Genomic DNA, 22,383 nt, shown 5'->3' on the forward strand with positions numbered 1-22,383 from the left:
TGTCGATACTCCATCTGTCCGCTGCCGCGTAGCCCTTGGCATCTGCGAGCACTTTCCGCACCCGCTCCGGCTCTACCGTAGAACTGCACAACGAGTGTTCAGATCTGGGCGAGGAGTTTCACGAGTGTCAGCGCTGCCCGAAACTCGTTCCGGTCCGATGGAGATGATCAGAGTCGGATCGTTCTCCTCCGGACGCGGCCCGCGACTGGTTGCAGCCGTCACCGGCCAGGCGTCGTATCAGGTAGCTCAAGCCCTCATTCCGGTGCTGATCGGTACCGTCGTCGACCGTGCAATCGGAAAGTCCGACAGCACAGCACTTCTCGTATGGCTTGCTGTGTTGTGTGCTCTGTTCGTGGGACTTGCTCTGTCGTGGCGCATCGCGGTTCGCCTGAACACGCAGGTCTTCGTCTACGGCGAACACGATCTACGATTGAACGCTGCCAGACGGGTACTCGATGCCAGAGGCATGCAAGCTCAGCGCTCGACGGGTGAAGTTCTCACCATCTCCACCTCGGACGCCTCACACGTCTCGGGCTTCTCCTGGGTTGTCGCCGAACAGGGCTCAGCTTTTGCGGGGCTCGCCGCGGCAGTGATTTCGCTTGCCTTCGTCTCGTGGCCGCTCGCACTGATCGTCGTACTCATCACTGCTGCGCAGCTCGTATTCATTCACAAGATCAGCGGTCCACTGGACGAGCGTGTGTATGCAGAGCAGAAGAAGGCAGCCGAGGCAGGCATGCTTGCAACTGATTTCACGCTGGGACTGCGAGTACTGAAGGGTTTCGGGGCTGAGCCCACTGCCCTGTCGCGATACGTCAAGGCGAGCCGGGCGTCGATGAAAGCAGCGATCCGGACGGTCAGAGCAATGTCCAGTCTGACCGCGCTCAATTCCGGGGTCTCCGCGTTGGTGCTGGCGTCGGTCGCACTTGGAGCCGCGTGGATGGCGCATCAAGGCACGATCACCGTGGGCAACTTCGTCACCGTTGTCGGCTTGAGCAGGGTCATTGCCGGTCCGATGGAAACTCTGGGGTTCTTCGGTGCAGAACTCGCTGCCAAGCGAGGCTCCGCACGCAGGCTGTCCGAACTCCTGGCCGAGCCGCACCTGATCGAATCGCCGCCCTCCACCGCCCCGATCAGCGCTGTCAGAAGTGAAGACGCCCTGCTGATTTCGACGGACAACGGAACTGTCGTCTCAGCTCGCCGCGGCGAGGTGGTGGGCGTGCGCGCGGACGATTCCGCTCACCGACTGGCACGCCAACTCGCCTTTCAGACTCCGCTGGACCCCGACTGCTACTTCGTATTCGGCACCGATGCAACCGAACTCGGTCCGGACGGAGTTCGCGATCAGGTGTTCGTCTCCGCTCATGAAGGAACCGTGTTCACCGGCACCGTCTTCGACAATCTGGCTGCACCGAACGTCGACTCGTCGGCAATGACGTCATCTGCGCTCGACGACGTGTTGACGCATCTGCCCGACGGCCACCTCTCCGAGGTAGGTGAGCAAGGAAAGAAACTCTCCGGAGGTCAGCGGCAACGCCTTCTCCTCGCCCGCGCTTTGCATCAACCCCAGCCGATCCTGGTCCTCCACGAACCCACCACTTCCGTGGACTCTGTCACCGAACATCGAATTGCACACTCACTGAGAAACTTTCCCGACAAGGCCATTGTGGTGATCACCTCGAGTCCGACCTTGCTCCATTCGTGTGACCGTGTCGTCACGATCGACCACGCCGCTCGGGACGGAGACTCACTGTGACCGACACCCTTCCGGATGCATCTGCTGTTCCGGCTACATCTGCCTTGCCGATCGCGTCGACCACACAGACGGTCCGCGCATTGATCGCACTGCTTCGGCCACGGGGGCGAGCGCTCGCACTCACGACCGTCGTACTTCTCTCCGCTACGGCCTGCGGCCTGTCCACCCCGGCGCTGCTCGGGCTCATGGTCGATGCGGTTACGGAGGGCAAACCGTTTGTCTCACTTCTGCGTATCACCGCATTCATGCTCGGTGCAGCGGCAGCAGGAGTTGCGCTGACCTGGTGGAGCACACAGCTTCTCGCGAATGTCGCGCAGAACGTGCTGGCCGATCTTCGTGAGGACGTGTTCGCCGCCACGCTCGCGCAGCCGTCGTCACTGGTCGAGGATGCCGGAACCGGTGATCTGATTTCCCGGGTCTCGGGTGACGTCGAAGCGGTCAACACCGTTATCGCACGGGTGCTGCCCGCAACGGTGTCCGCCCTGTTCATGATTTCACTGACGCTTGTCGGTGTGGGAGTGATCGATTGGCGATTCACCGTGGCAATCGTTGCCGTTGCACCAATTCACTATTTCGCTCTTCGCCATTTCCTCCGACGCTCCGGACCCGTCTACCGACGCTCTCGCGCTGCGCAGGCCAGGCGGGGACAGCAGCTCATCGAAACCCTGGGTGGTGCAGGTACTGTCACTGCCCTGCGTCGAACCGACGAGCACATCGGCCGAATCGCCGAGACCTCCGAGCATGCCATCAGCTTCGACATGCAGGCAGTTCGACTGCGCACCAACTTCTTCGCTCAACTCAACGGCGCCGAACTGCTCGGACTGGCCGCGGTCCTGAGCGTCGGCTACTGGCTCGTGACCACGGGATCGGTGTCCATCGGGGCCGCTACCGCCGCTGCGCTCTACTTCCACAGTCTGTTCAGCCCCATCGCGGTATTTCTCTCGAACATCGACGAATTGCAGGATGCGGGTGCCAGCCTGGCTCGCCTGATCGGTGTCACCGCGATGCCCGGGCGTCCCGCGAGCATTCCTGCCTCGGCTCGGTCCGCACCCATCGGAGTCGACGTGAAGCGGGTTTCTTACTCGTACGACAACTCCACCCCGGTGATCGATTCGATCTCGATCTCGATCGCACCGGGGGAACGAATCGCCGTCGTCGGCAGCAGTGGTGCCGGAAAGACCACACTCGCCAAACTGATTGCCGGCATCATTCCCGTCGGGGACGGGCGAATCACCGTCGACGGCACACCGATTGACGACCTGAGTGATGCCGAACTTCGGCACAAAGTCGTCCTGGTCAGCCAGGAAGTTCACGTGTTCGTCGGGACGATCGCCGACGATCTCCGGTTGTGCGCACCAGATTCGGACGATGCGAAGATCACCGAAGCCGTCGAAACGATGAAAGCTCAATGGATCCATGAGCTTCCGGACGGGCTCGAGACCAGGGTCGGGGCGGGCGGGTACCAGTTGACGGCGGCACAGGCACAGCACATAGCCCTCGTCCGGCTGGCTCTGCTCGACCCGCCCGTCGTCATCCTCGACGAGGCGACTGCCGAAGCCGGAACCACTGCAGCAGGTCTACTCGATCAGGCAGCCGAGCTCGCAGTCACCGGCAGGACTGCCGTGGTGATCGCACACCGCCTGAGCCAAGCAGTCCGCGCCGATCGCATACTCGTCATGAGCGGTGGCCGCGTGGTCGAGAGCGGGACACATGACGAACTGATCGGCGCGGACGGTTCCTACGCTGCACTGTGGGAAGCCTGGTCGGTACGGAGCTAGAACCCCGCCAGGCTCACCTGAAAGCCGTTACAACTCAGCTGCTACGACGCCTGCGGGCGATGTCCGCCAGGACGACTCCGGCGGCAACCGAGGCGTTGAGCGACTCGACCGGACCCGCCATCGGAATCGACAGGATCGCGTCGCAGTTCTCGCGGACGAGGCGCGAAAGGCCCTTGCCCTCGGAACCGACCACGATCACCACGGGACCGCTGCCGTCGAAATCGTCGAGAGTGGTGTCACCTTCGGCGTCGAGACCGACGACCTGAACACCCTTCGACGCCCAGTCCTTGAGCGTGCGGGTGAGGTTGGTTGCCCGAGCAATCGGCAGACGAGCGGCAGCACCGGCGCTGGTACGCCAAGCGACAGCACTCACGCTCGCGCTACGACGCTCCGGAATCACGACGCCGTGTCCACCGAAAGCTGCGACCGAGCGCACAACGGCACCCAGGTTGCGGGGATCGGTGATGTTGTCCAGCGCGACGAGCAGTGGCGGCTCGGCGTGCTTACGTGCCTCGGACAGAAGATCGTCCGGGTGCGCGTAGCGGTACGGCGGAACCTGCAGAGCGATGCCCTGGTGAAGACCGTTGGCGCTGAGGCGATCCAGATCCGAGCGCGGCACCTCGAGGATGGAGATACCGGCGTCGGCAGCCCGCTGAACGGATTCCTTCAACCGGTCGTCGCTCTCGGTACCGACAGCCACCCACAGCGCCGTCGCCGGAACACCCGCGCGCAGGCACTCCACCACCGGGTTGCGACCGAGCACGGTCTCGGGACCGTCGAGAACCTTGCGGCCCGGCCCCGGACGGCCACCGCGGCCCTGGTTCTGCTTCTCGTCGGCCCGGGCGGCGCGCGCTGCACGCTTTGCCGCTGGGTGCTTGGTGCGTGCCTCGGCGGGAGGGGTAGCACCGCGGCCGGCGAGACCACGCTTGTGCTGGCCACCGGAACCGGCAACCTGGCCCTTCTTGGTGCCGCCCTTACGGACTGCGCCGCGCCTGCTCGAGTTTCCAGCCATTGTTACTGCCCTGCCTTAAGGGACCATTCGGGTCCGTCGGGAGTATCGGTTACTTCGATACCCGCCTTGATGAGGCGATCGCGGACCTCGTCCGCCACCGCCCAGTTCTTTTCCGTACGTGCCTGCTGCCGACGATCGAGATCGGCCCGCACCAACACGTCCAAAGCTTCCATTGCCGTCTCGGTGTCGCCACCGGACTGCGTCCAATGCTCGTCGAGTGGGTCGACGCCCAGGATCGCGAGCATGGCCCGCACCTGACCGGCAGCCACCCGAGCCGCGTCGAGATCACCGGCAGCGAGCGCGGAATTACCCTCGCTCGCCTTGCCGTGAATCTCGGCCAACGCGATCGGCACCGACAAGTCGTTGTCGAGAGCCGCCGCGAAACCTTCGGTCCAAGTACCGAGTTCGACGCCACCCGCACGCTTGTGTGTGCGCAGGACGAACGACTCGAGCCCCTGGTAGGACTTCGCGCTTTCGTCCAACGCCTCGTCCGAGTACTCGAGATTGGAACGGTAGTGCGCACTACCGAGGTAGTACCGAAGTTCTTGCGGACGAACCTTCTTGAGCACGTTCGGCACCGAGAGAACGTTGCCCAACGACTTGGACATCTTCTCGCCACTCATCGTGACCCAGCCGTTGTGCAACCAGTACTGAGCGAAATCGTCGCCGGCGCACTTGGCCTGCGCAATTTCGTTCTCGTGGTGCGGGAAGACGAGATCGCGTCCACCACAATGGATGTCGAATGCCGCCCCGAGGTAGAACTCCGCCATGGCCGAGCACTCGAGGTGCCAGCCCGGACGGCCAGGTCCCCACGGTGTCGGCCACGAGGGCTCACCGGGCTTGACGGCCTTCCAGAGGGTGAAGTCGCGAGGATCGCGCTTACCCTCGGCCGCACTCTCGCCCTGATGAACGTCGTCGAGTTTGTGGCCGGACAGTGCGCCGTACTCGGGGTAGCTCTGCACGTCGAAGTAGACGTCGCCGCCCGCCGCGTACGCGTGGCCGTTCTCGATCAGGCGTTCCATCATCTCGACCATCTGCGTCACGTGACCGGTGGCCCGCGGCTCGATGGACGGCGGCAGCACACCCAGTTGGTCGTAGGCCCACGTGAACGACCGCTCGAACGTCGCCGCCCACTCCCACCAAGGTCGACCGGCGCCGGCGGCCTTGTTGAGAATCTTGTCGTCGATGTCCGTCACGTTGCGCACGAAGGCAACGTCGTTGCCGTGCGCCAACAGCCAGCGTCGCAGCACGTCGAAAGCGACGCCGCTACGAACGTGTCCGATGTGAGGATCGCCCTGAACTGTCGCCCCACACAGGTACACCGATGCATGTCCGGGGGCCAACGGAACAAAATCCCGAAGGGCCCGCGTACCGGTGTCGTATAGGCGCAGGGTCACGACCAGCGATCTTACCTGTCGTGTTCGGTTGTCATGACCAACGCGGTGGCCATGGCGGCGATCCCCTCGCCGCGACCGGTCAAGCCGAGCCCGTCCGTGGTGGTCGCGGACACCGAAACAGGCGCGCCGAGAATGTCCGAGAGCACCTTCTGCGCCTCGTCGCGTCGCGGCCCGATCTTCGGTCGGTTGCCGATGACCTGCACCGCGGCGTTGCCGACGGTGAACTGGTTCTCTTCGAGCAGTCGACGAACCTCGGCAAGCATTCGAGCGCCGCTCACGCCGTCCCATTCGGGCCTGCCGGTGCCGAAAACCGAACCGAGGTCGCCAAGACCTGCGGCGGAGAGCAACGCGTCACAGAGCGCGTGGACGGCGACGTCGCCGTCCGAATGCCCCGAGCACCCGTCTGCTTCCTCAAACAGCAACCCGGCCATCCAGCAAGGTCGGCCGACCTCGATGGGATGAACATCCGTGCCGAGACCGACGCGCATCTATTTTCCGTCCTGTGAGTCCGCGCTCAACTCTGTCTCCGAGATCAGGAGCGCCCGTGCAAGGACGAGGTCGAGCGGAGTGGTGATCTTGAAGGCGAGAGCGTCGCCGGGAATCGTCTGCACCGAAACACCGAGACGCTCCACCAGAGCGGCGTCGTCGGTCGCGGCGACGTCACCGGCGTCGTACGCACTGTGCAGGACGTCGGTGGAGAAGCCTTGAGGAGTTTGAACCGCACGCAACTCCGAACGCAGAGGCGTTCCGGTGACTGCGCCGAGTACGTCGACCGACTTGATCGTGTCGGTAACCGGGAGTACCGGGATGACAGCGGAGCTGCCGGCTCGGAGAGCGTCGACGACGCGCGCGATCAACGCCGGCGGTGTCAATGCCCGCGCGGCGTCGTGCACGAGTACAAAATCTGCATCGCCGGCAGCACTGAGACCGGCTCGAACCGAATCGGTTCTTTCGGCACCACCACCGACGACGTCGACGTCCGATGCACGACCGAGGTCGGCTACGACGGATTCGACCAGTTCAGGCGGCACAATGACAACAACGCGGTCGATCGCTCCGGATTTCCGGAGTCCATCGACCGCGCGTGCAAGCATGGTGCACCCACCGAGTTCGACAAATGCCTTGGGCAATTTCTCGCCCAATCGCACTCCCCGACCTGCGGCAGGTACCAGGGCTACTACTGCCACTGTCAGCTTTGTTGTGTTGCAGTCAGGACGCGGCCGCGAGGACCTCGTCGAGAATGGTCTCTGCCTTCTCGGTGTCAGTGCCCTCGGCGAGCGCGAGCTCTCCGACGAGAATCTGACGAGCCTTGGCGAGCATGCGCTTCTCACCAGCGGAAAGCCCGCGGTCCTGCTCACGACGCCACAGGTCACGAACAACTTCCGCAACCTTGTTCACGTCACCTGAGGCAAGCTTCTCGAGATTTGCCTTGTATCGACGAGACCAGTTGGTGGGCTCCTCGGTGTGCGGTGCTCGCAGAACCTGGAAAACCTTGTCGAGGCCTTCTTGGCCGACCACGTCACGAACTCCGACGTACTCTGCGTTGTCTGCAGGAACCCGTACTGTGAGATCGCCTTGAGCGACCTTCAGAACCAGGTACTCCTTCTGCTCACCCTTGATGGTGCGGGTTTCGATAGCTTCGATCAGCGCCGCACCGTGATGGGGGTATACGACGGTGTCTCCGACCTTGAAAATCATGTGTCCCGTGCCCCTTTCGATTCCACTAGTTTAACACGTGAAAGAACCGACCACTCATCAACTGTGCAGGTCAGGGGCATCCTTGCTCGAGCGTAGGGGTTGACAGGGCTTGTTGTACGTGCATTCAACTGGTCTGGAGCACCCCTGCATAACCGACTGAAAGCCCACGCAGACAACCGTTGTGGCGACCCGACGGCCAGCCCGCGGGACCTTATCTACTACTCTGCCTAGTGGAGTGCGAACCTGACGCCGTGGAGGACAAATCGTGACTGCTATCCGTAAGCCGACTCGTCGAGTCGCTACCGCCATTGCACTGGCTGCAGGCGCAGCCATCGCGCTGTCCGCTTGCGGTTCCGGACAGGTGAGCCAGACCGCCGTCCAGCAGGCCGCCGTGAACGGCAACAGCGCCAACCTCGGTGAGATCGCACTGCGCAACGTGCACATCGCCTACCCCTCGTCCGAGGAATACAGCATCGAGCCGGGCGGCAACGCCGTGCTCGCGTTCACCGTCGTGAACGACAGCGCCGAGACCACGGACAAGCTCGTCAGCATCACCACCGATTACGCAGCACGCGTCATCGCGGGTGAAGAGGTAGGTGGCTTGACGATCAAGCCGCAGACGTCGCTGCAGGCCGGCCAGTTGCCCGCAGGCGAAGGTGCCGCGACCGAGGCAGAGACCCAGATCAAGAACAACGAAGAGAACGACGACGCACCCGCTGCGCTCACTCTCGTCGTTCTGCAGGACATCAAGGCAGGCGTTCGCCCCGGCTTGACCGTCCCGATCACCTTCAAGTTCGAGAAGGCCGGCTCGGTCACCGTCGACGTACCGGTCGACGCAGGCCCGCAGCTCGAGCGCAACGAGTCGGACAAGTCGCCCGACGTTGCAGAAGCCGGGCACTGAGCCCGAATCACCAAGGCGCACACTGCGCTTCGCAGAACAACTTAAGAATCACACTAGAGGCGGGGTCCATGTCGGACCCCGCCTCTAGTCTGTCCCGGTGGCCAAAGTGAAATCGAACTACCGATGCTCCGAATGCCAGTCGGTAGTGCCCAAGTGGGTCGGTAGATGTCCGGACTGCGATTCGTGGGGCTCGATGACCGAGGTCGCGGTAGTGGCACCCGTCGCCAGTCGCGCCGGCGCATCACTCGCCAAAGCGGGATCGAGCGCCGTGCTCCCTACGACGCCGGCCACGCCGCTGACACAGATCGACAGCACCTCGACGCAGGCCAAGCCCACCGGGATCGGCGAGTTGGACCGCGTCCTCGGCGGTGGCGTCGTACCTGGTTCGGTGGTGCTGCTCGCGGGCGAGCCCGGAGTCGGAAAATCGACGCTACTTCTCGAGGTCGTCTACCGCTGGGCGATGCGCAGCGCGGATGATCGAGCGTTGTACGTCACCGGCGAGGAGTCCGCCGGTCAGGTCCGACTTCGGGCAGATCGCACCAACTCTGTCCACGAACGGATGTATCTGGCGGCCGAATCCGATCTCGCGACCATCCTCGGCCACATCGAGCAGGTCAAGCCGACCCTGGTCATCGTCGACTCGGTGCAGACCATGCTTGCTGCCGACGTCGACGGAGTCGTCGGCGGCGTGACTCAGGTCAAGGCCGTCACCAGCGCCTTGACCTCCCTGGCGAAGGCCAGTGGAATCCCGGTGCTTCTGATCGGCCACGTCACCAAGGACGGCGCCGTCGCCGGACCGCGCTCGCTCGAGCATCTCGTAGACGTGGTTCTGCACTTCGAAGGCGACAAGCACTCCACGCTGCGCATGGTCCGCGGCGTCAAGAACAGATTCGGTGCGGCCGACGAGGTGGGATGCTTCGAGCTGAGCGAGCAGGGCATCAACGAGATCAGCGATCCGTCCGGCCTGTTCCTGCATCACCGCGAAGAAGCCGTGGAAGGCACGGCTGTCACCGTGATGATGGACGGTAAGCGACCGCTACTCGGTGAAGTTCAGGCCCTCGTCGCCGCCACGCCTCTACCGACACCTCGTCGAGCCGTCAGCGGGCTCGACACCGCCCGTGTGGCCATGGTTCTGGCCGTGTTGGAGCGCCGCGTCGGGGTGTCGATCTCGAAGGCCGACGTCTACGCCGCGACCGTCGGCGGTATGCGGATGACCGAGCCGGGTGCCGATCTGGCTCTTGCCATAGCGGTCGCTTCCGCTGTGAAAGCCAAACCTGTACCCAAGGGGCTCGTCATCCTCGGCGAGGTCGGACTCGCCGGAGAGGTTCGACGAGTTGCCGGCGTGAACCGACGGCTGATCGAAGCTGCCAGATTGGGATTCACCAGCGCCATCGTGCCGGTCGATTCCGGCCCGAACATTCCCGGCATGCGCGTCAACGAAGTAGCGAACCTGGCCGAGGCACTCGCCTATGCCGGATTGATGGGCGGCAAACAAGCCCCGTCTCGCCCCAAGCTCACTCCGGTGAAGTAACCGGCCTGCGGCCGACTACCGCGTCAGACCGACGAGGTGCCGAACGGGGAAGTCGGTTCGCCGTCCACGAACTCCTTGGTCTTGGCGAAGTGTTCCGACGTGATGGTCAGGAACAGTCCGCGGGACGTTCCCACCACCGTGTCCGGATCCGCTGTCGGACCTTCGACGATCACCGCTTCCGCGCTGGTGTAGACCTTGCGGCGCACAACGCCGTCGATGCGAGCCCGAAATTCGAGCACCGATCCCAACGGGATCGGTCGGGCGAAGTCGATCTCGAGGTGCCCGGTCACCACGGGCGAGCCGAGGGCCATACATGCCATGCCTTGAGCCTCGTCGAAAGCCGTCGACAAAATGCCGCCGTGAATGACCCCCGGACCGCCCTGATACTTCTTGGCGACCTCCAGACGGCCCGTCACTTCCAACCCGTCACCAGCCCTGAAACTCATCGCCATTCCCGCAGGCTGGTCGTCGCCGCAGCCGAAGCATTTCGACCAGTGCTGAGGCAACTTCTCGCCGGCGGCCGGAAAGAATTCGACCGGCTCCGGGACAGTCAGGTCATCAGGCAGGGTCCAGGTACTACTCATGGATAGGTAATCTAAACGGGGATCAGTCCGGCGCAGGCATCGGACCCGACCGAAGTGACATCGACCTCAGCAGGGAGTTTCTCAATGATCAGTGCGATGGCGGACACACAGTCGTCGTCGGCATTGCGAGAGACCATCGCCAGGTTGGCGCCGGGTACCGCTTTGCGAGACGGGCTCGAACGAATTCTGCGCGGACGTACCGGCGCGCTGATCGTCCTCGGATACGACGAGGAGATGGAAGCGCTGTGTGACGGCGGATTCAACCTCGACGTGGAGTTCGCACCGACCCGATTGCGCGAGCTCTCGAAGATGGACGGCGCGGTAGTCCTCTCGACGGACGGCACACGCATCGTGCGCGCCAATGTCCAACTGGTTCCCGATCACAAGATTCCCACCGTCGAATCCGGCACCAGGCACCGTGCCGCCGAGCGCACGGCAATTCAAACCGGCTATCCCGTGGTCTCGGTCAGTCAGTCGATGTCGATCGTCAGTGTGTACGTCGGTGGTATCCGGCACGTCATCGACGGCTCGGCCACCATACTTTCGCGCGCCAACCAGGCCGTCGCGACGCTCGAACGATACAAAGCGCGACTCGACGAAGTGACACGGCAACTGTCGGTGGTCGAGATCGAGGATTTCGTGACTCTGCGCGACGCGTTGACCGTCGTACAGCGACTCGAAATGGTTCGCCGTGTGTCGATCGAAATCGAGCAGGATGTCCTCGAGCTCGGCACCGACGGTCGCCAGCTGGCACTGCAGCTCGAAGAACTGGTCGGCGACAACGACATTGCACGTCAACTGATCGTTCGGGATTATCTTGCCGGCCCCGAACCCATCGGCACCGCGGCGATGGACAACGTACTCGTCGCACTCGATCGTGTCACCGACGCCGACCTACTCGATCTCACGACTCTTGCGCGTGTTCTCGGTTATCCGGGCACGATCGAAGCCCTCGACACTCCGATGACTCCTCGCGGATATCGCGTACTGATGCGTGTGCCTCGATTGCAGTTCCATCAGATCCACCGGTTGGTCGGATCCTTCGGCACTCTCCAGTCGCTGCTGGCCGCTACGGCTGCCGATCTGCAGTCGGTCGAGGGCATCGGCGGGCTGTGGGCCCGTCACATCCGTGAGGGACTTTCCCGGCTCGCGGAGACGTCGATCACCGGATCGTTCAACTAGCGGGCCTGTTCGGGCTTGCCCGCTCTCACGCGATGTTGAACGGCTCCGGGGAGCTTCGCAGTGCGCCGAGCTGACCGACAACCGTGTACGCGCCTGCGCCCACCGGATTGCGCTCGGGGTTCTGCGCGGTCGCGCACTCGGGGGTCGACGTCGTGGCCGACCAGGCGACCTTGAACGCAGCTTGCTCGCCGGGAGCGAGATTGCGTACGTCGGCTGCGGGCTGGGGATAGCAGTCGACGTTGGACCACAAACGGGTCTTGCCGTCGATGCTGTAGACGAGCACCTGCTGCAGGCCGCCCGCCAGATCTCGATCACAGGGTGCCGAACCGATGTTGGTGATGACGATCGTGAAGGACGGCTCTTCACCGGGAGCGAAGGTCGCCTTGTCTGCGGTCGCCTTGACTGCCAACGACGAGTCCGCGCACTGACCAGCCGGGACCGGAGCGCCGGTGGTCGACGAGGACGATGCCGACGTCGACGATCCCGAAGCCTGCGTGCCCGAGCCACCTGATCCACCCGCAGCACCGCCACCCGAACCACCGTTACCGTCCGGCGCGTTGGAGCCGGAAGGGTTGGGGGTGAAGGAGACGTCCGTCGTCAGCGAGGAACTCGCAGCGGCCGAATTGGCCTCAGGAGTATCGCTTCCACCGCCGAAGAGGGCGGACGCCGCCCAGATGATCAACGCCAGTGCAATGACGGCGGCACCAATGGCCAGCGCCCGGCGACGCCAGTAGATCTCGGGGGGCAGTGGTCCATTCGGTTCCAACACGGACTCAACGGTAGTTGGCGCAGGGTCCACTAACCGTCAGCTGAGGCGGCGTGTCGGTACCCATTGTCTGCTACCGGGTATCACTGCCCCGGAAGATCTAACCCTCGACGGTCTCGACGCTCTCGCCGATGTCGCCGACCGCGCCCTGAACTCGCATGTGACCGTCGGACAATGTGTACGTGACGCCGACGATCGCGCACGCACCGTTGTCCACCTTGTCTGCGATGATCCGCGACCTCTGCATGATCAACGAGCCGGTCTCCACGACGTGTCGACCTTCGAGTTCGTCGACGGTGGACAAGCCTTCGTTGCGACCCATCAGGATGGACGGAGCAACGCGCTCGACCACGCTGCGAATGAAGCCGTCGGGAACCGCACCCTTGTCCAGGGCGTCGAGCGTTGCCTTCACGGCACCGCAACCGTCGTGACCGAGGACGACGATGAGCGGCACGTTGAGCACGTGAACCGCGTACTCGATCGAACCGAGCACCGAATCGTCGAGCACGTGACCTGCCGTACGCACGACGAACATGTCGCCGAGGCCCTGATCGAAGATGATCTCGGCGGCTACGCGCGAATCACCGCAACCGAACAGCACCGCGGTGGGGTGCTGCCCATCGACGAGCTTCGCGCGATCGGCGATTCCCTGGCTGGGGTGAATGGACGCGTCGTTGACAAATCGCTCGTTGCCTTCGCGAAGGGACTTCCAAGCGGAAATGGGGCTTGATCGTGGCATTCACTCATTGTGCACCCGTCGCATTTCGGACTCTCGCCGGGAAGGTTGCGTAGACGCAAACGGAAGCTCCGCGTCCACATTCACGCCTTGTGATGGCGTGCCCGAATTGGAACTTACTTCAGAGTCAGTTTCCTGATACCGTCCCCGAACGTGACCTGGAGCACTTCGACCTTCCGAGTGTGATCGAAGAAACCCGACCAGAACGATTCGGCCGGAAAGGGGGATGGCGTGAGCACTGAAGTTGGAACAACCGGGGACGCAACGCCTGCCTCCCCCGCCAAGACGAACATGTTCTCGAACCTGCTGTCCGAGATCGGACTGCTGTTCACCTTCACCGTTCGCGTATGCGTATGCGTCGCCGCTTTCACAACTCTGCGACACAAGCGCCTCGCCTGGCGTGAAGCGCTCGACCAGATGTGGTTTCTCGCCCACGTCACCTCGGTCGCTTCGGCACTGGTGATGATTCCCCTCGGCGTGGGCGTAGCTCTCCAGATCGGTTCGCTCGCAGACCAAATCGGCGCGGGTTCATACAGCGGTGCAGTCGTCGCGTTCCTCATCATCGGACAGGCCGGACCGCTGGTCTGCGCCCTGATCATCGCCGGCGTCGGCGGTTCCGCAATCTGCGCAGATTTGGGAGCGCGCACGATCCGCGAAGAGATCGATGCGCTCGAAGTACTGGGCCTGCCGGTGTTGGAACGCCTGGTCGTGCCGCGGATGATCGCAATTGCCGTCGTCTGCCTCCTGCTGAATTCGATAGTTCTCGTGATCGGTTTGGGCGCAAGCCTCTTCGTTCACGTCCTGATACTCGACGGCAACGCACAGAGCTTCCTGCGCAATCTCGTTCAATTCAGTCAACCGAGCGACTTCGTCGTCTCCGGTATCAAAGCCGTTGCCTTTGCTCTCATCTCGGGAATCGTGGCCTGCTACAAGGGCCTGACCGTCAAGCGCGGTGCTCAAGGCGTCGGCGACGCAGTCAACGAGACCGTCGTGCTCTCGTTTGTCCTCGTGTTCGTCGCCAACCTCGCAATTACCCAGTTCTACCCGCTGTTCGTCTCGGTGAAGGGTGCCTACTGATGCACCTGCCCATCGCAATTCGTGCCAAGCGGGCCAGTTCGCGCACCGTCGACGGTCTGAGTCGACTCGGCGATCAGTTCACGTTCCACGCGCGCGTCATCATCTCGATTCCGGCAACCCTCAAGCGATATTGGCGTGAAGTCGCCCGTCTCGTCGCCCAGGTGGCATTCGGTTCGGGCACCCTGCTCGCCGGCGGCGGCAGCGTCGTCGTGATCTTCGCGATCTCGTTCTTCGCAGGTTCCCAGATCGGACTCGAGGGCTACCGCGGACTCAACCTCGTCGGCCTCGCACCGCTGTCCGGCGTGATGTCCGCCATCGCGAATACTCGTGAGGTCGCACCACTCGTTGCCGCAATCACCTTGGCTGCCAAGGTCGGAACTGGATTCACCGCGCAGCTCGGAGCCATGCGGATCTCCGAGGAAATCGACGCACTCGAAGTCATGGCGATTCCCTCGCTGCGATACCTGGTCACCACCCGAATGATCGCGGCGCTCATCGCGGTGGTCCCGCTGTACCTGGTCGGCCTGTTTGCTTCGTACATGGCAACGGCGCTTGCGGTGATCCGGGTCAAAGGCCAGTCGGAGGGAACATACGGCTACTACTTCAGTCTTTTCCTCTCTCCCAACGACATCTGGTTGTCCTTGATAAAAGTCATGGTGTTCGCGGTCGTCGTGACCCTCGTGCACTGCTACTACGGTTATACCGCGACGGGTGGACCTGAAGGCGTCGGACGAGCAGCCGGACGAGCGCTGCGCACCAGCATCGTCTTCCTGGCCTTCACCGACGTCGCCATGACCATCGCGCTCTGGGGACTCAAACCTCAGGTGCCCGGGTTGACCGGATGATCGTCACGGGCACCAGTCGAATTGCACTGGCACTGCGTGGTTTACTTGCGATAGTCCTGCTGATCGTCGCCTACGTCTTCTTGTTCAGCAGGGGCACGGACACGTTCAGTTCCACACCGCAGGTCAGTGCTGTCGTCCCTGCCAGCGCCGGTGCGCTGCGAGTCGGATCCTCGGTTCAGTACCGCGGCGTCGTCGTCGGTTCGGTCGCCGACATCGAGCCTGGCACCACCGCTTCCACCATCTCACTCGCAATCGACGAGGGTGCATTCGAGGACATACCGTCGGCAAGTCAGGTGCGGCTGATGCCCCGCAACATCTTCGGCGACTTCTTCGTGGACCTGATTCAACCTGACGGTCTCTCGCGCGGTCCTGCTCTCGCGCCGGGTACCGAGTTGGCATCAGATCAGTCCGAAGTCGCGGTCCAGCTCTACCAATCGATCTCACGGATCTACTCGCTCGTTTCTTCCCTCGACCCCGCCGACATCAACGTGGCGCTCACGGCAGTCTCGGATGCGATGAGCGGCAAGGGAAACCAGATCGGTGAGTCTCTCGATTCAGTCCACCAAGCATTGGTCGGTGCGCAGCCCGTCATCGACGGACTCGGTGACGACCTCGACGACATAGCCACGCTCGCCGACAGTCTCTCGACGAGTGCGCCCGACATGCTCGCCGCATTCGAGAACTCCATCACCACATCCAAGACCGTCGTCGAGAAATCCGACGGATTGGCGGGGCTTCTGCGAGCAGGCACCAGCACGGGATCTGCTGCCACGAGTCTGATCGGCGACAATCGCGACCGCCTGATCACCTTGGTCGACGACGCCGATTCCCTCACCGGTGCAATCACTTCGCGGCCGGACCACATCACCACCTTCTACAACGGCCTGCGCAATCTCACGATCAAACTCCCGCCCGCATTGGCGCACGGTCCCTGGCTCAGCACTGACTTGCGCCTGTCTGTCACAGATCTGTATCCGTACGGAAAGACCGACTGCCCACAATACGACGGGACCCGCGGCCCCAACTGCCCTGCCGCCGCGACCGCGTTCGGCGGAACCGTCGGCCCGGTCGGCAGCCCTGCCGAACAATCCCTGATCTCAGCTATCACCCAGGGCGGTACAGCTTTGGACACTCTCGTGGCGGGGCCGGTATTTCGCGGCACGACGGTGGTGGGCGGATGAGCGTGAAGAAATCTCTGATCAGGTTCGGACTGTTTGCCGCGCTGTCGATTCTCGCCACCGTGGTCGTGGTGAGCACTCTGATCAACCCAGTCTCCGGGTCTAGTTCGCAGTACCGGGCCGTCTTCGTCAATGCCTCCGGCCTGGTCACCGGCAGCGATGTTCAGATCGCCGGGGTGCGAGTAGGGCGCGTCGACAGCGTCGAGTTGGTGAACAACCAAGCCGTCGTCGGCTTCGAACTCGAATCTACACAACGTATTCCGACCGACGGTCGGGCTGTGGTGAGGTATGCAGATCTGCTGGGGGCACGGACGATCTCGATCGAACCCGGACAGGGCGAACTAGTAGCCGGCAACTACCTCTCCCCCGGAGCCACAATTCCCGTGGAACAGACTCAGCCGGCGATCGACCTCACCGACATCCTCGGCGGTTTCCGTCCCCTGTTCGACGCACTTGACCCCGCAGAAGTCAACGAGCTTGCCGCACAGGTCGTCCAGGTATTCCAAGGACAAGGTTCCACCATCGAAAGCCTGCTGGAGCGCACAGTTGCCGTCACCGAGAACTTGACGTCCCGAGACGCGATCTTGGACCAACTACTGACCAACCTCGACCGGGTACTCACCGTCACGACGACGAATCGACCCAACTTCGTCGAGATGATCAATACGCTCGACACGCTGGTAGGCGGTTTGGCACAGGACCGCCAACAGATCTCGGCCGCAGTTGATTCCGCAGGTGCCCTGACTTCTTCCCTTCAGGACTTGGTGACGCGCGTGGAACCGGACTTGGCTGGCGCGCTGACTTCGATCGATCAGTCGGCCAGCGTCGTCGTCGACAATCGTGAGTCGCTGGCGACCGGTATCACCGCTTTCGATCAACTGTTCACCCAATTGGGAATCGCAATGAGCTACGGCAGTTGGGCGAACATCTACATCTGTAACTTCCGACTCAGCGCGCTGGACCAATCGGTGACTCTCGGCGGCCCCGAGCGTTCGGCGGTGTGCCGATGAACTGGCTCACCGTCAAGAACCCCGTCCGCAACGGAATGATCTGCATTCTCGTCGGAGTCTGTGTCGTTCTGGCCGCACTCGTTGTCCCTCAACTGATCTTGAAGGTCAAGACCAACGAGTACAACGCCGTGTTTGCCAACGCCACCGGATTGACGCAGGACGATCCGGTCAACGTCGCGGGAGTCCCGAGCGGGGTGGTCACCTCGTTGGCGGTCAGCGGCAACTCCGTTGAAGTCACCTTCCGACTCGACGACGGCGTCACTCTCGGCGAAAACTCGCGCGCGGACATCAAGATCTCGACTCTGCTCGGCCGACGCTCGCTCGACATCACTCCGAACGGATCGCGCTCGTTACCCGGAGGTTCGACCATTCCCATCGAGAACACGAGTGTTCCGTTCACTCTCGACGATCTCGGACGAGGAGCACAATCCACTTCGGAAAACCTTGATCTGCAACAACTGCGAAACATGCTGACCGTGGTGTCCGACAACTCACCGGACGATCCCGAACTCATTCGCCGCTCGCTCGAGGGAATCGACGCACTCTCCGGAGTAGTCAACGACAACGACGTTGCGCTCCGTTCCCTTCTCACCGGAGCGCAGCAGACGACCGCAACACTGATCGAGCAAAAGGACACTCTGCAAACCCTTCTGGGAAATGCGGACCTGGTGATGGCCACGATCGCCGACCGGCGAGATGTGCTCAATGCGCTTGTACAAGACCTCAATCAGTTGAGCACCACACTTGCCCAGTTCCTGGGTGACAACCAGGCATTGGTCGACTCGGTCATGGGAGACATCCACGAGGTGACGGGAGTTCTTTCCGAGAACGAACAATCACTGACCACGTTGCTCGACAACTTCGCCCCCAGCGTTCGGTACGTCACCAATGCGACCGGTAACGGCAACTGGCTCGACCTCAACTCACCCTCCACCCTCATCCCGGACAACTGGTTGTGCGTCGTCGGGCTCGTTCAGGGGTGTCGATGACCACGACCGTCAAGAAGCTCGCCGTGCTGGCAGCGATAATGATCTGCGCGATCGGTGCGGTCCTGTTCGTCACGCGTGACGAACACCAACTCACTCTCACTGCCGAATTCACCTCGACCGACGCCATCTTCACCGGAAACACGGTGACTATTCTCGGAGTTCCCAGCGGGAGGGTCGAGAGCGTCACGCCGGAAGGGTCCCGGGTACGAGTGGCGATGAGCCTGCCGTCCGGAACACGCATACCGGCCGACGCGCAGGCCTGGGTCCTGTCTCCTTCGGTCATCAGCGACCGCACGATCGAACTCGGCCCCGGCTACGAGGACGGTGAGTTCCTCGCGGACGGCGCAGTGATCCCTCTCGAACGAACTCACTCCCCTCTGACATGGGACCAGCTCACCGCATCGGTGAACGAACTGACGGTGGCGCTCGGCCCTGGCGCGGACGGCGGTGGGATCGGTGACCTCATCGGAGAAGGCGCCCACGCGTTGGACGGCAACGGGCAAGCATTCAACGATGCCGTTCGGTCCATCTCACAGGCTAGTTCGGTACTGGCGGGTGCAAGTCCCGACATCTCCGAACTCGTGAAGAACCTGAACACCCTCGTGCAGTTGATCGCGGACAACCAGACCAAGGTCGACTCGCTGTCGAATTCGGTGACAGTCACCGCCCGCGCGTTCAGTACCCAGCGAGAAGACATCAGCGGGGCGCTCGATTCCCTGACCACGTTGCTCGGACAGGTCTCAGCGCTACTCGCCGAACACGGCGAGGCGGTCACCGCCGATCTGGGTGCGCTCGCACAGTTGGCCGGTGCAGTCGCGACCAAACAGGACCAACTGCGCGAGATCATCGAAACGGCACCAACGGGATTCGAGAACGTCGCCAACCTCGTCACCGAAGAAGGCCGAGCCAGAGCGCGATTGAACGTCGCCACCGATCTCTCACAGTTCGACACGACGCGAGAACTGTGCGAGAAGATGCCGATTCCGCTGTGCACCGGGCCTGGGATCGTCAATCCCATCGAATTTCCTTCGGCAGGCAGCTCCGACCTGGCACGCATCCTCGGTGGGGGCAACTGATGGCGTCGAACAAGTCCGTGGTGAGCGTTGTCGTGGCACTTGTCATCGCGGCGCCGTTGACCGGCTGCAGTCTCAACTTCCAGCACCTCCCCCTCGGGCGCGGTCTGCCAGGAGAGTCGTACCCGCTGAACATGGAATTCGTCGATGCGTCATTACTCCCCGTCGGCGGCGAGGTGCGGATCGGCCAGGCAGTGGTCGGCAGAGTCACGTCGATGAGCGCGGAAACATTTGCAGCCGTAGTACATACAGAAATTGAATCGGACATCGAACTACCCGTCGGCACTCGCGCTCGGATCGAGCTGTCCACCCCGATCGGCGACGCATTTGTCAACCTCGAAGTTCCGGTCGATCCAACGGGCCCCAGGCTCGAACCAGGTTCCACCATCGCGCGATCGGAGACCGTGCGCGGACCCGATGTCGCACAACTGCTCGGCGCCGTCGGAACTCTGTTGAACGGCAGTGGGTTGGCGCAGGTCAAGAACATCGTCAGTGAGGCTGATCAGATTCTCGACGGCAGGGAAGAGACGATCCGCGATCTGCTTGCGCGCCTTGACACTTTTCTCGGAACACTTGACGACCGAAAGGAATCGATCAATTCGGCACTGGATTCACTGAACCGGCTCAGCGCTCTGATCGGTGACGAGAGCGCCACCATCGACGAAGGCTTGCGAACACTCACACCCGCATTGGGCGTGATCGCCGACCAACGACAACCGCTCCTCGATCTTCTCGACGAAACCGATCGGCTCAGTACCGCAACCAATTCCGTGCTCGACCAGTCGGCCGACCAGATTTCCGAGATCACCGGACGACTGTCACCCATCCTCGACCAGTTCTCGGCAATGGGCCCGACTCTGAGTGAGACCATGTCCAACCTGGACAACGCGAGAGTGCTCCTCGAGCGCGCCAGCCCAGGTGATTACGTGAACATCGACCTCGACGTCGATGTCGAGGGCACCGTGACCGGGGTGCTCAACGAGATAATTCCGGGCGCCGCACCGCCACTGCCACCTCTGCCCGCCTCCGATCGGGAACTGCCGATCACGACACCCCTGCAAGGAGGAACGCGATGAAGAACCGAACCGTCTATTTCGAGATCGTCGCCTTTCTCCTCATCGCGGTGGTCAGCACGACGTATGTGCTCCGACAAGTAGGTGCCGGAGATCCCTTCACCGGAACGTTCTCGGTCACCGTCGAATTGGAGAACGCGGCCGGAATCGCTCCGGGTTCGGAAGTGGCCTATCGCGGAGTCACCGTCGGCGACGTCGAGTCGGTGGAGGTGGACTCTGCCCAGGACCTCGTCGTGATGACGTTGAGCATCGCCGCCGACCAACAGATCCCCAGCGATTCGCATGTGGCCATCAGCCAGGACACCGCCGTTCCGGTGTTGAAAGTTCAGTTGTCTTCGCAGACCGACGGCGGCCCGTATCTGGTTGAAGGTTCGGTTGTTCCGACTGAGCGCACTTCGATCCCGGTCGCGTTGGGAACCGTGATTGCGAATTTCAACGCTGCTGCCGATACCGTCGATCCGGCAGACCTGCGAACCCTCTCGCACGAACTCGGTGAGGGATTGAACGGATTGGGTCCGGATCTGCAGGCGCTCGTCGACAACTTCGACGTCCTCGCGCGCACTGTCCAAGCCGATCAACCGCGTGTCAACACACTCGTCGAGAACTCGCGCTCACTGTTCACTGCGAACGAGGAAAATATTGACGCTCTTCCCGAAGTTGCACTCACACTTCGCCAATTGACAGATCAGGTACGAAACTCCGATCCGCAACTGCGCACACTCCTCGATCGAAGCCCGAGTGTTCTCGACAATCAGATACTGCCTCTCATCGAACAGAGTCGTGAGCCGTTCAGTCTGCTGTTGGCCAATTCTCTCGTCTCCACTCAGATCGTCACTGCACGGATGCCCGCCGTCGATGCCTTGTTGGTGGTGGTGCCCAAAGGATTCGAGAAGTTCGGAAGTATCGTCAAAGACGGACGGGCACAGCTTGATCTGATCACAGCACTCGGACCGGTCTGTATCTACGACACGCCCCGGCGATCGGTACAGGACACCTCACCGACCACGCTCGACAAGAACCAACACTGCGCGGACCAGTCGGGCCGGATCCAGAATCGCGGTTCGCAGAACGTCCCCACCGGAACTGGAACGATCGACTGGGTTGCCGAATACGATCCTGCTCTCGGCACAGTTGCGGCCGGTGACGGAACGTCGATTCGTCTGGGCCTCAACGGTGGTCAGAACACCGTTCTCGGTGACAACTCGTTTGCCGCACTACTAGTACAAGGAACGCAATGACCGAGACACCCCAGTCCGAGACACCCCAACCCCAGACTCCCGAGAGTCCGACACCCACAATCGTCGAAAAGCCCAAGCGGCTTCGCAAGCAGACCTTGCTGATCGTTGCCGGCGTCCTGGTCGTGGTCGCGGCGCTCGGATGGGGCGCATTCGCGACCTGGCAGAAATCGGCCGACGAAGACGCGCGTACCAGCGCACTGGACAGCGGACGGCAATTCGCCACTGATCTTGCGACGTACAACTTCCAGAACCTCGATCAGAATCTCTCCGTGGTGCGTGACAACTCTGTCGGTGAGTTCGCCGGTCAGTACGCCCAGGTGGCAGCCAACCTGCAGAACATGATCGTGCAGTATCAGGCGACCTCGTCCGCTCAGATCATTTCAGCCGGACTGGCGAGCAGTGATCGCGACAACGCCGAGGTGCTCGTGTTCCTCGATCAGACGATCACCAATACCAACTCCCCCGATCCGAGGATCGACCGTAACCGCATGCAACTTTCTCTGGTCCGCGAGGACGGCGAGTGGAAACTGAGCAACGTGCAGTTGTTGTGACTCAAAGGTCT

Annotated in this window: 22 protein-coding genes; 14 read left to right on the plus strand and 8 right to left on the minus strand. The window is 62.4% G+C overall.

Translation table 11 applies throughout. From position 1 onward, the window contains the following. The first annotated feature begins 124 nt into the window (after positions 1–124). Positions 125–1,753: an ABC transporter ATP-binding protein gene (locus H7C86_RS06730; protein WP_031330913.1), complete on the plus strand. Its 1,629-nt coding sequence runs from the start codon at positions 125–127 to the stop codon at positions 1,751–1,753. After that, complete coding sequence (locus H7C86_RS06735) at positions 1,750–3,531, plus strand: ABC transporter ATP-binding protein (RefSeq protein WP_080908899.1); 1,782 nt, start codon at positions 1,750–1,752, stop codon at positions 3,529–3,531. Before H7C86_RS06730 ends, H7C86_RS06735 begins: the two co-directional genes overlap by 4 nt. Positions 3,532–3,565: 34 nt before the next feature. Here the strand turns inward: H7C86_RS06735 and rlmB are convergent, their stop codons facing one another. From rlmB to carD, 5 genes are read right to left on the minus strand one after another with little or no spacing between them, the layout of a single operon-like run. Beyond that, positions 3,566–4,543: a 23S rRNA (guanosine(2251)-2'-O)-methyltransferase RlmB gene (rlmB, locus tag H7C86_RS06740; RefSeq protein ID WP_020906105.1), complete on the minus strand. Its 978-nt coding sequence runs from the start codon at positions 4,541–4,543 to the stop codon at positions 3,566–3,568. Between the two features lie 2 nt (positions 4,544–4,545). Then, on the minus strand, positions 4,546–5,940 hold the full coding sequence (cysS, locus tag H7C86_RS06745) for a cysteine--tRNA ligase (RefSeq protein WP_003945830.1): 1,395 nt from the start codon (positions 5,938–5,940) through the stop codon (positions 4,546–4,548). Positions 5,941–5,951: 11 nt separating this feature from the next. Continuing rightward, positions 5,952–6,428, minus strand: coding sequence for a 2-C-methyl-D-erythritol 2,4-cyclodiphosphate synthase (gene ispF, locus H7C86_RS06750; protein WP_020968387.1), 477 nt, complete (start codon positions 6,426–6,428; stop codon positions 5,952–5,954). Continuing rightward, a complete protein-coding gene (ispD, locus tag H7C86_RS06755; protein ID WP_080908898.1) occupies positions 6,429–7,127 on the minus strand; it encodes a 2-C-methyl-D-erythritol 4-phosphate cytidylyltransferase in 699 nt (232 codons plus the stop codon). It abuts the gene before it with no gap. Positions 7,128–7,149: 22 nt separating this feature from the next. Continuing rightward, the gene (carD, locus tag H7C86_RS06760) at positions 7,150–7,638 is read right to left on the minus strand and encodes an RNA polymerase-binding transcription factor CarD (RefSeq protein ID WP_003945666.1); all 489 of its coding nucleotides are present in this window, start codon (positions 7,636–7,638) and stop codon (positions 7,150–7,152) included. Between the two features lie 265 nt (positions 7,639–7,903). On the opposite strand from carD, the gene H7C86_RS06765 reads away from it, so the two are divergent. After that, positions 7,904–8,539, plus strand: a complete 636-nt coding sequence (locus H7C86_RS06765) for a copper chaperone PCu(A)C (RefSeq protein WP_021342814.1) — start codon at positions 7,904–7,906, stop codon at positions 8,537–8,539. Between the two features lie 97 nt (positions 8,540–8,636). Next, on the plus strand, positions 8,637–10,070 hold the full coding sequence (gene radA, locus H7C86_RS06770; protein WP_003945739.1) for a DNA repair protein RadA: 1,434 nt from the start codon (positions 8,637–8,639) through the stop codon (positions 10,068–10,070). A gap of 23 nt (positions 10,071–10,093) precedes the next feature. Here the strand turns inward: radA and H7C86_RS06775 are convergent, their stop codons facing one another. Further along, a complete protein-coding gene (locus H7C86_RS06775; protein WP_019746834.1) occupies positions 10,094–10,654 on the minus strand; it encodes a PaaI family thioesterase in 561 nt (186 codons plus the stop codon). Positions 10,655–10,750: 96 nt separating this feature from the next. Here H7C86_RS06775 and disA point away from each other — a divergent pair, with 96 nt between their 5' ends. Beyond that, a complete protein-coding gene (gene disA, locus H7C86_RS06780; protein WP_024487741.1) occupies positions 10,751–11,836 on the plus strand; it encodes a DNA integrity scanning diadenylate cyclase DisA in 1,086 nt (361 codons plus the stop codon). 25 nt (positions 11,837–11,861) lie between these two features. On the opposite strand, the gene H7C86_RS06785 is transcribed toward disA, so the two are convergent. Both H7C86_RS06785 and H7C86_RS06790 read right to left on the minus strand, forming a co-directional pair. Then, positions 11,862–12,605 (minus strand): DUF4232 domain-containing protein, encoded by a 744-nt coding sequence (locus tag H7C86_RS06785; RefSeq protein ID WP_019746833.1) that lies wholly within the window; start codon positions 12,603–12,605, stop codon positions 11,862–11,864. 97 nt (positions 12,606–12,702) lie between these two features. Continuing rightward, positions 12,703–13,341 (minus strand): carbonic anhydrase, encoded by a 639-nt coding sequence (locus H7C86_RS06790; RefSeq protein ID WP_019746832.1) that lies wholly within the window; start codon positions 13,339–13,341, stop codon positions 12,703–12,705. Positions 13,342–13,569: 228 nt separating this feature from the next. Here H7C86_RS06790 and H7C86_RS06795 point away from each other — a divergent pair, with 228 nt between their 5' ends. From H7C86_RS06795 to H7C86_RS06835, 9 genes are read left to right on the plus strand one after another with little or no spacing between them, the layout of a single operon-like run. After that, on the plus strand, positions 13,570–14,415 hold the full coding sequence (locus H7C86_RS06795; protein WP_259349051.1) for an ABC transporter permease: 846 nt from the start codon (positions 13,570–13,572) through the stop codon (positions 14,413–14,415). Continuing rightward, complete coding sequence (locus H7C86_RS06800) at positions 14,415–15,260, plus strand: ABC transporter permease (RefSeq protein WP_019746829.1); 846 nt, start codon at positions 14,415–14,417, stop codon at positions 15,258–15,260. Before H7C86_RS06795 ends, H7C86_RS06800 begins: the two co-directional genes overlap by 1 nt. After that, the gene (locus H7C86_RS06805; protein ID WP_182261285.1) at positions 15,257–16,441 is read left to right on the plus strand and encodes an MCE family protein; all 1,185 of its coding nucleotides are present in this window, start codon (positions 15,257–15,259) and stop codon (positions 16,439–16,441) included. Before H7C86_RS06800 ends, H7C86_RS06805 begins: the two co-directional genes overlap by 4 nt. Next, positions 16,438–17,448 (plus strand): MCE family protein, encoded by a 1,011-nt coding sequence (locus H7C86_RS06810; RefSeq protein ID WP_020906102.1) that lies wholly within the window; start codon positions 16,438–16,440, stop codon positions 17,446–17,448. The genes H7C86_RS06805 and H7C86_RS06810 overlap by 4 nt, the downstream gene beginning before the upstream one ends. Then, on the plus strand, positions 17,445–18,437 hold the full coding sequence (locus H7C86_RS06815; RefSeq protein ID WP_259349052.1) for an MCE family protein: 993 nt from the start codon (positions 17,445–17,447) through the stop codon (positions 18,435–18,437). The genes H7C86_RS06810 and H7C86_RS06815 overlap by 4 nt, the downstream gene beginning before the upstream one ends. Continuing rightward, positions 18,434–19,513, plus strand: a complete 1,080-nt coding sequence (locus H7C86_RS06820; protein ID WP_029254429.1) for an MCE family protein — start codon at positions 18,434–18,436, stop codon at positions 19,511–19,513. The genes H7C86_RS06815 and H7C86_RS06820 overlap by 4 nt, the downstream gene beginning before the upstream one ends. Next, positions 19,513–20,586: an MCE family protein gene (locus tag H7C86_RS06825; protein ID WP_182261287.1), complete on the plus strand. Its 1,074-nt coding sequence runs from the start codon at positions 19,513–19,515 to the stop codon at positions 20,584–20,586. The genes H7C86_RS06820 and H7C86_RS06825 overlap by 1 nt, the downstream gene beginning before the upstream one ends. Next, positions 20,583–21,821 carry an MlaD family protein gene (locus H7C86_RS06830; protein ID WP_182261288.1) on the plus strand — a complete coding sequence of 413 codons (1,239 nt, stop codon included), beginning with the start codon at positions 20,583–20,585 and terminating at the stop codon, positions 21,819–21,821. Before H7C86_RS06825 ends, H7C86_RS06830 begins: the two co-directional genes overlap by 4 nt. Next, positions 21,818–22,372, plus strand: a complete 555-nt coding sequence (locus H7C86_RS06835; RefSeq protein ID WP_020968377.1) for a hypothetical protein — start codon at positions 21,818–21,820, stop codon at positions 22,370–22,372. Before H7C86_RS06830 ends, H7C86_RS06835 begins: the two co-directional genes overlap by 4 nt. Positions 22,373–22,383 lie beyond the last annotated feature (11 nt).

This window comes from Rhodococcus sp. UFZ-B548 (assembly GCF_903819475.1).
Lineage (GTDB): Bacteria > Actinomycetota > Actinomycetes > Mycobacteriales > Mycobacteriaceae > Rhodococcus_F > Rhodococcus_F erythropolis.

Bases quoted from the DNA above. Each gene is read 5' to 3' on its own strand.
- H7C86_RS06775 (WP_019746834.1), bottom strand. From the start codon at position 10,654: ATGAGTAGTACCTGGACCCTGCCTGATGACCTGACTGTCCCGGAGCCG.
- disA (WP_024487741.1), top strand. From the start codon at position 10,751: ATGGCGGACACACAGTCGTCGTCGGCATTGCGAGAGACCATCGCCAGG.
- H7C86_RS06830 (WP_182261288.1), top strand. From the start codon at position 20,583: ATGAAGAACCGAACCGTCTATTTCGAGATCGTCGCCTTTCTCCTCATC.
- H7C86_RS06805 (WP_182261285.1), top strand. From the start codon at position 15,257: ATGATCGTCACGGGCACCAGTCGAATTGCACTGGCACTGCGTGGTTTA.
- ispF (WP_020968387.1), bottom strand. From the start codon at position 6,428: ATGCGCGTCGGTCTCGGCACGGATGTTCATCCCATCGAGGTCGGCCGA.
- H7C86_RS06790 (WP_019746832.1), bottom strand. From the start codon at position 13,341: ATGCCACGATCAAGCCCCATTTCCGCTTGGAAGTCCCTTCGCGAAGGC.
- H7C86_RS06825 (WP_182261287.1), top strand. From the start codon at position 19,513: ATGGCGTCGAACAAGTCCGTGGTGAGCGTTGTCGTGGCACTTGTCATC.
- carD (WP_003945666.1), bottom strand. From the start codon at position 7,638: ATGATTTTCAAGGTCGGAGACACCGTCGTATACCCCCATCACGGTGCG.
- H7C86_RS06820 (WP_029254429.1), top strand. From the start codon at position 18,434: ATGACCACGACCGTCAAGAAGCTCGCCGTGCTGGCAGCGATAATGATC.
- H7C86_RS06835 (WP_020968377.1), top strand. From the start codon at position 21,818: ATGACCGAGACACCCCAGTCCGAGACACCCCAACCCCAGACTCCCGAG.
- H7C86_RS06810 (WP_020906102.1), top strand. From the start codon at position 16,438: ATGAGCGTGAAGAAATCTCTGATCAGGTTCGGACTGTTTGCCGCGCTG.
- H7C86_RS06800 (WP_019746829.1), top strand. From the start codon at position 14,415: ATGCACCTGCCCATCGCAATTCGTGCCAAGCGGGCCAGTTCGCGCACC.
- rlmB (WP_020906105.1), bottom strand. From the start codon at position 4,543: ATGGCTGGAAACTCGAGCAGGCGCGGCGCAGTCCGTAAGGGCGGCACC.
- H7C86_RS06815 (WP_259349052.1), top strand. From the start codon at position 17,445: ATGAACTGGCTCACCGTCAAGAACCCCGTCCGCAACGGAATGATCTGC.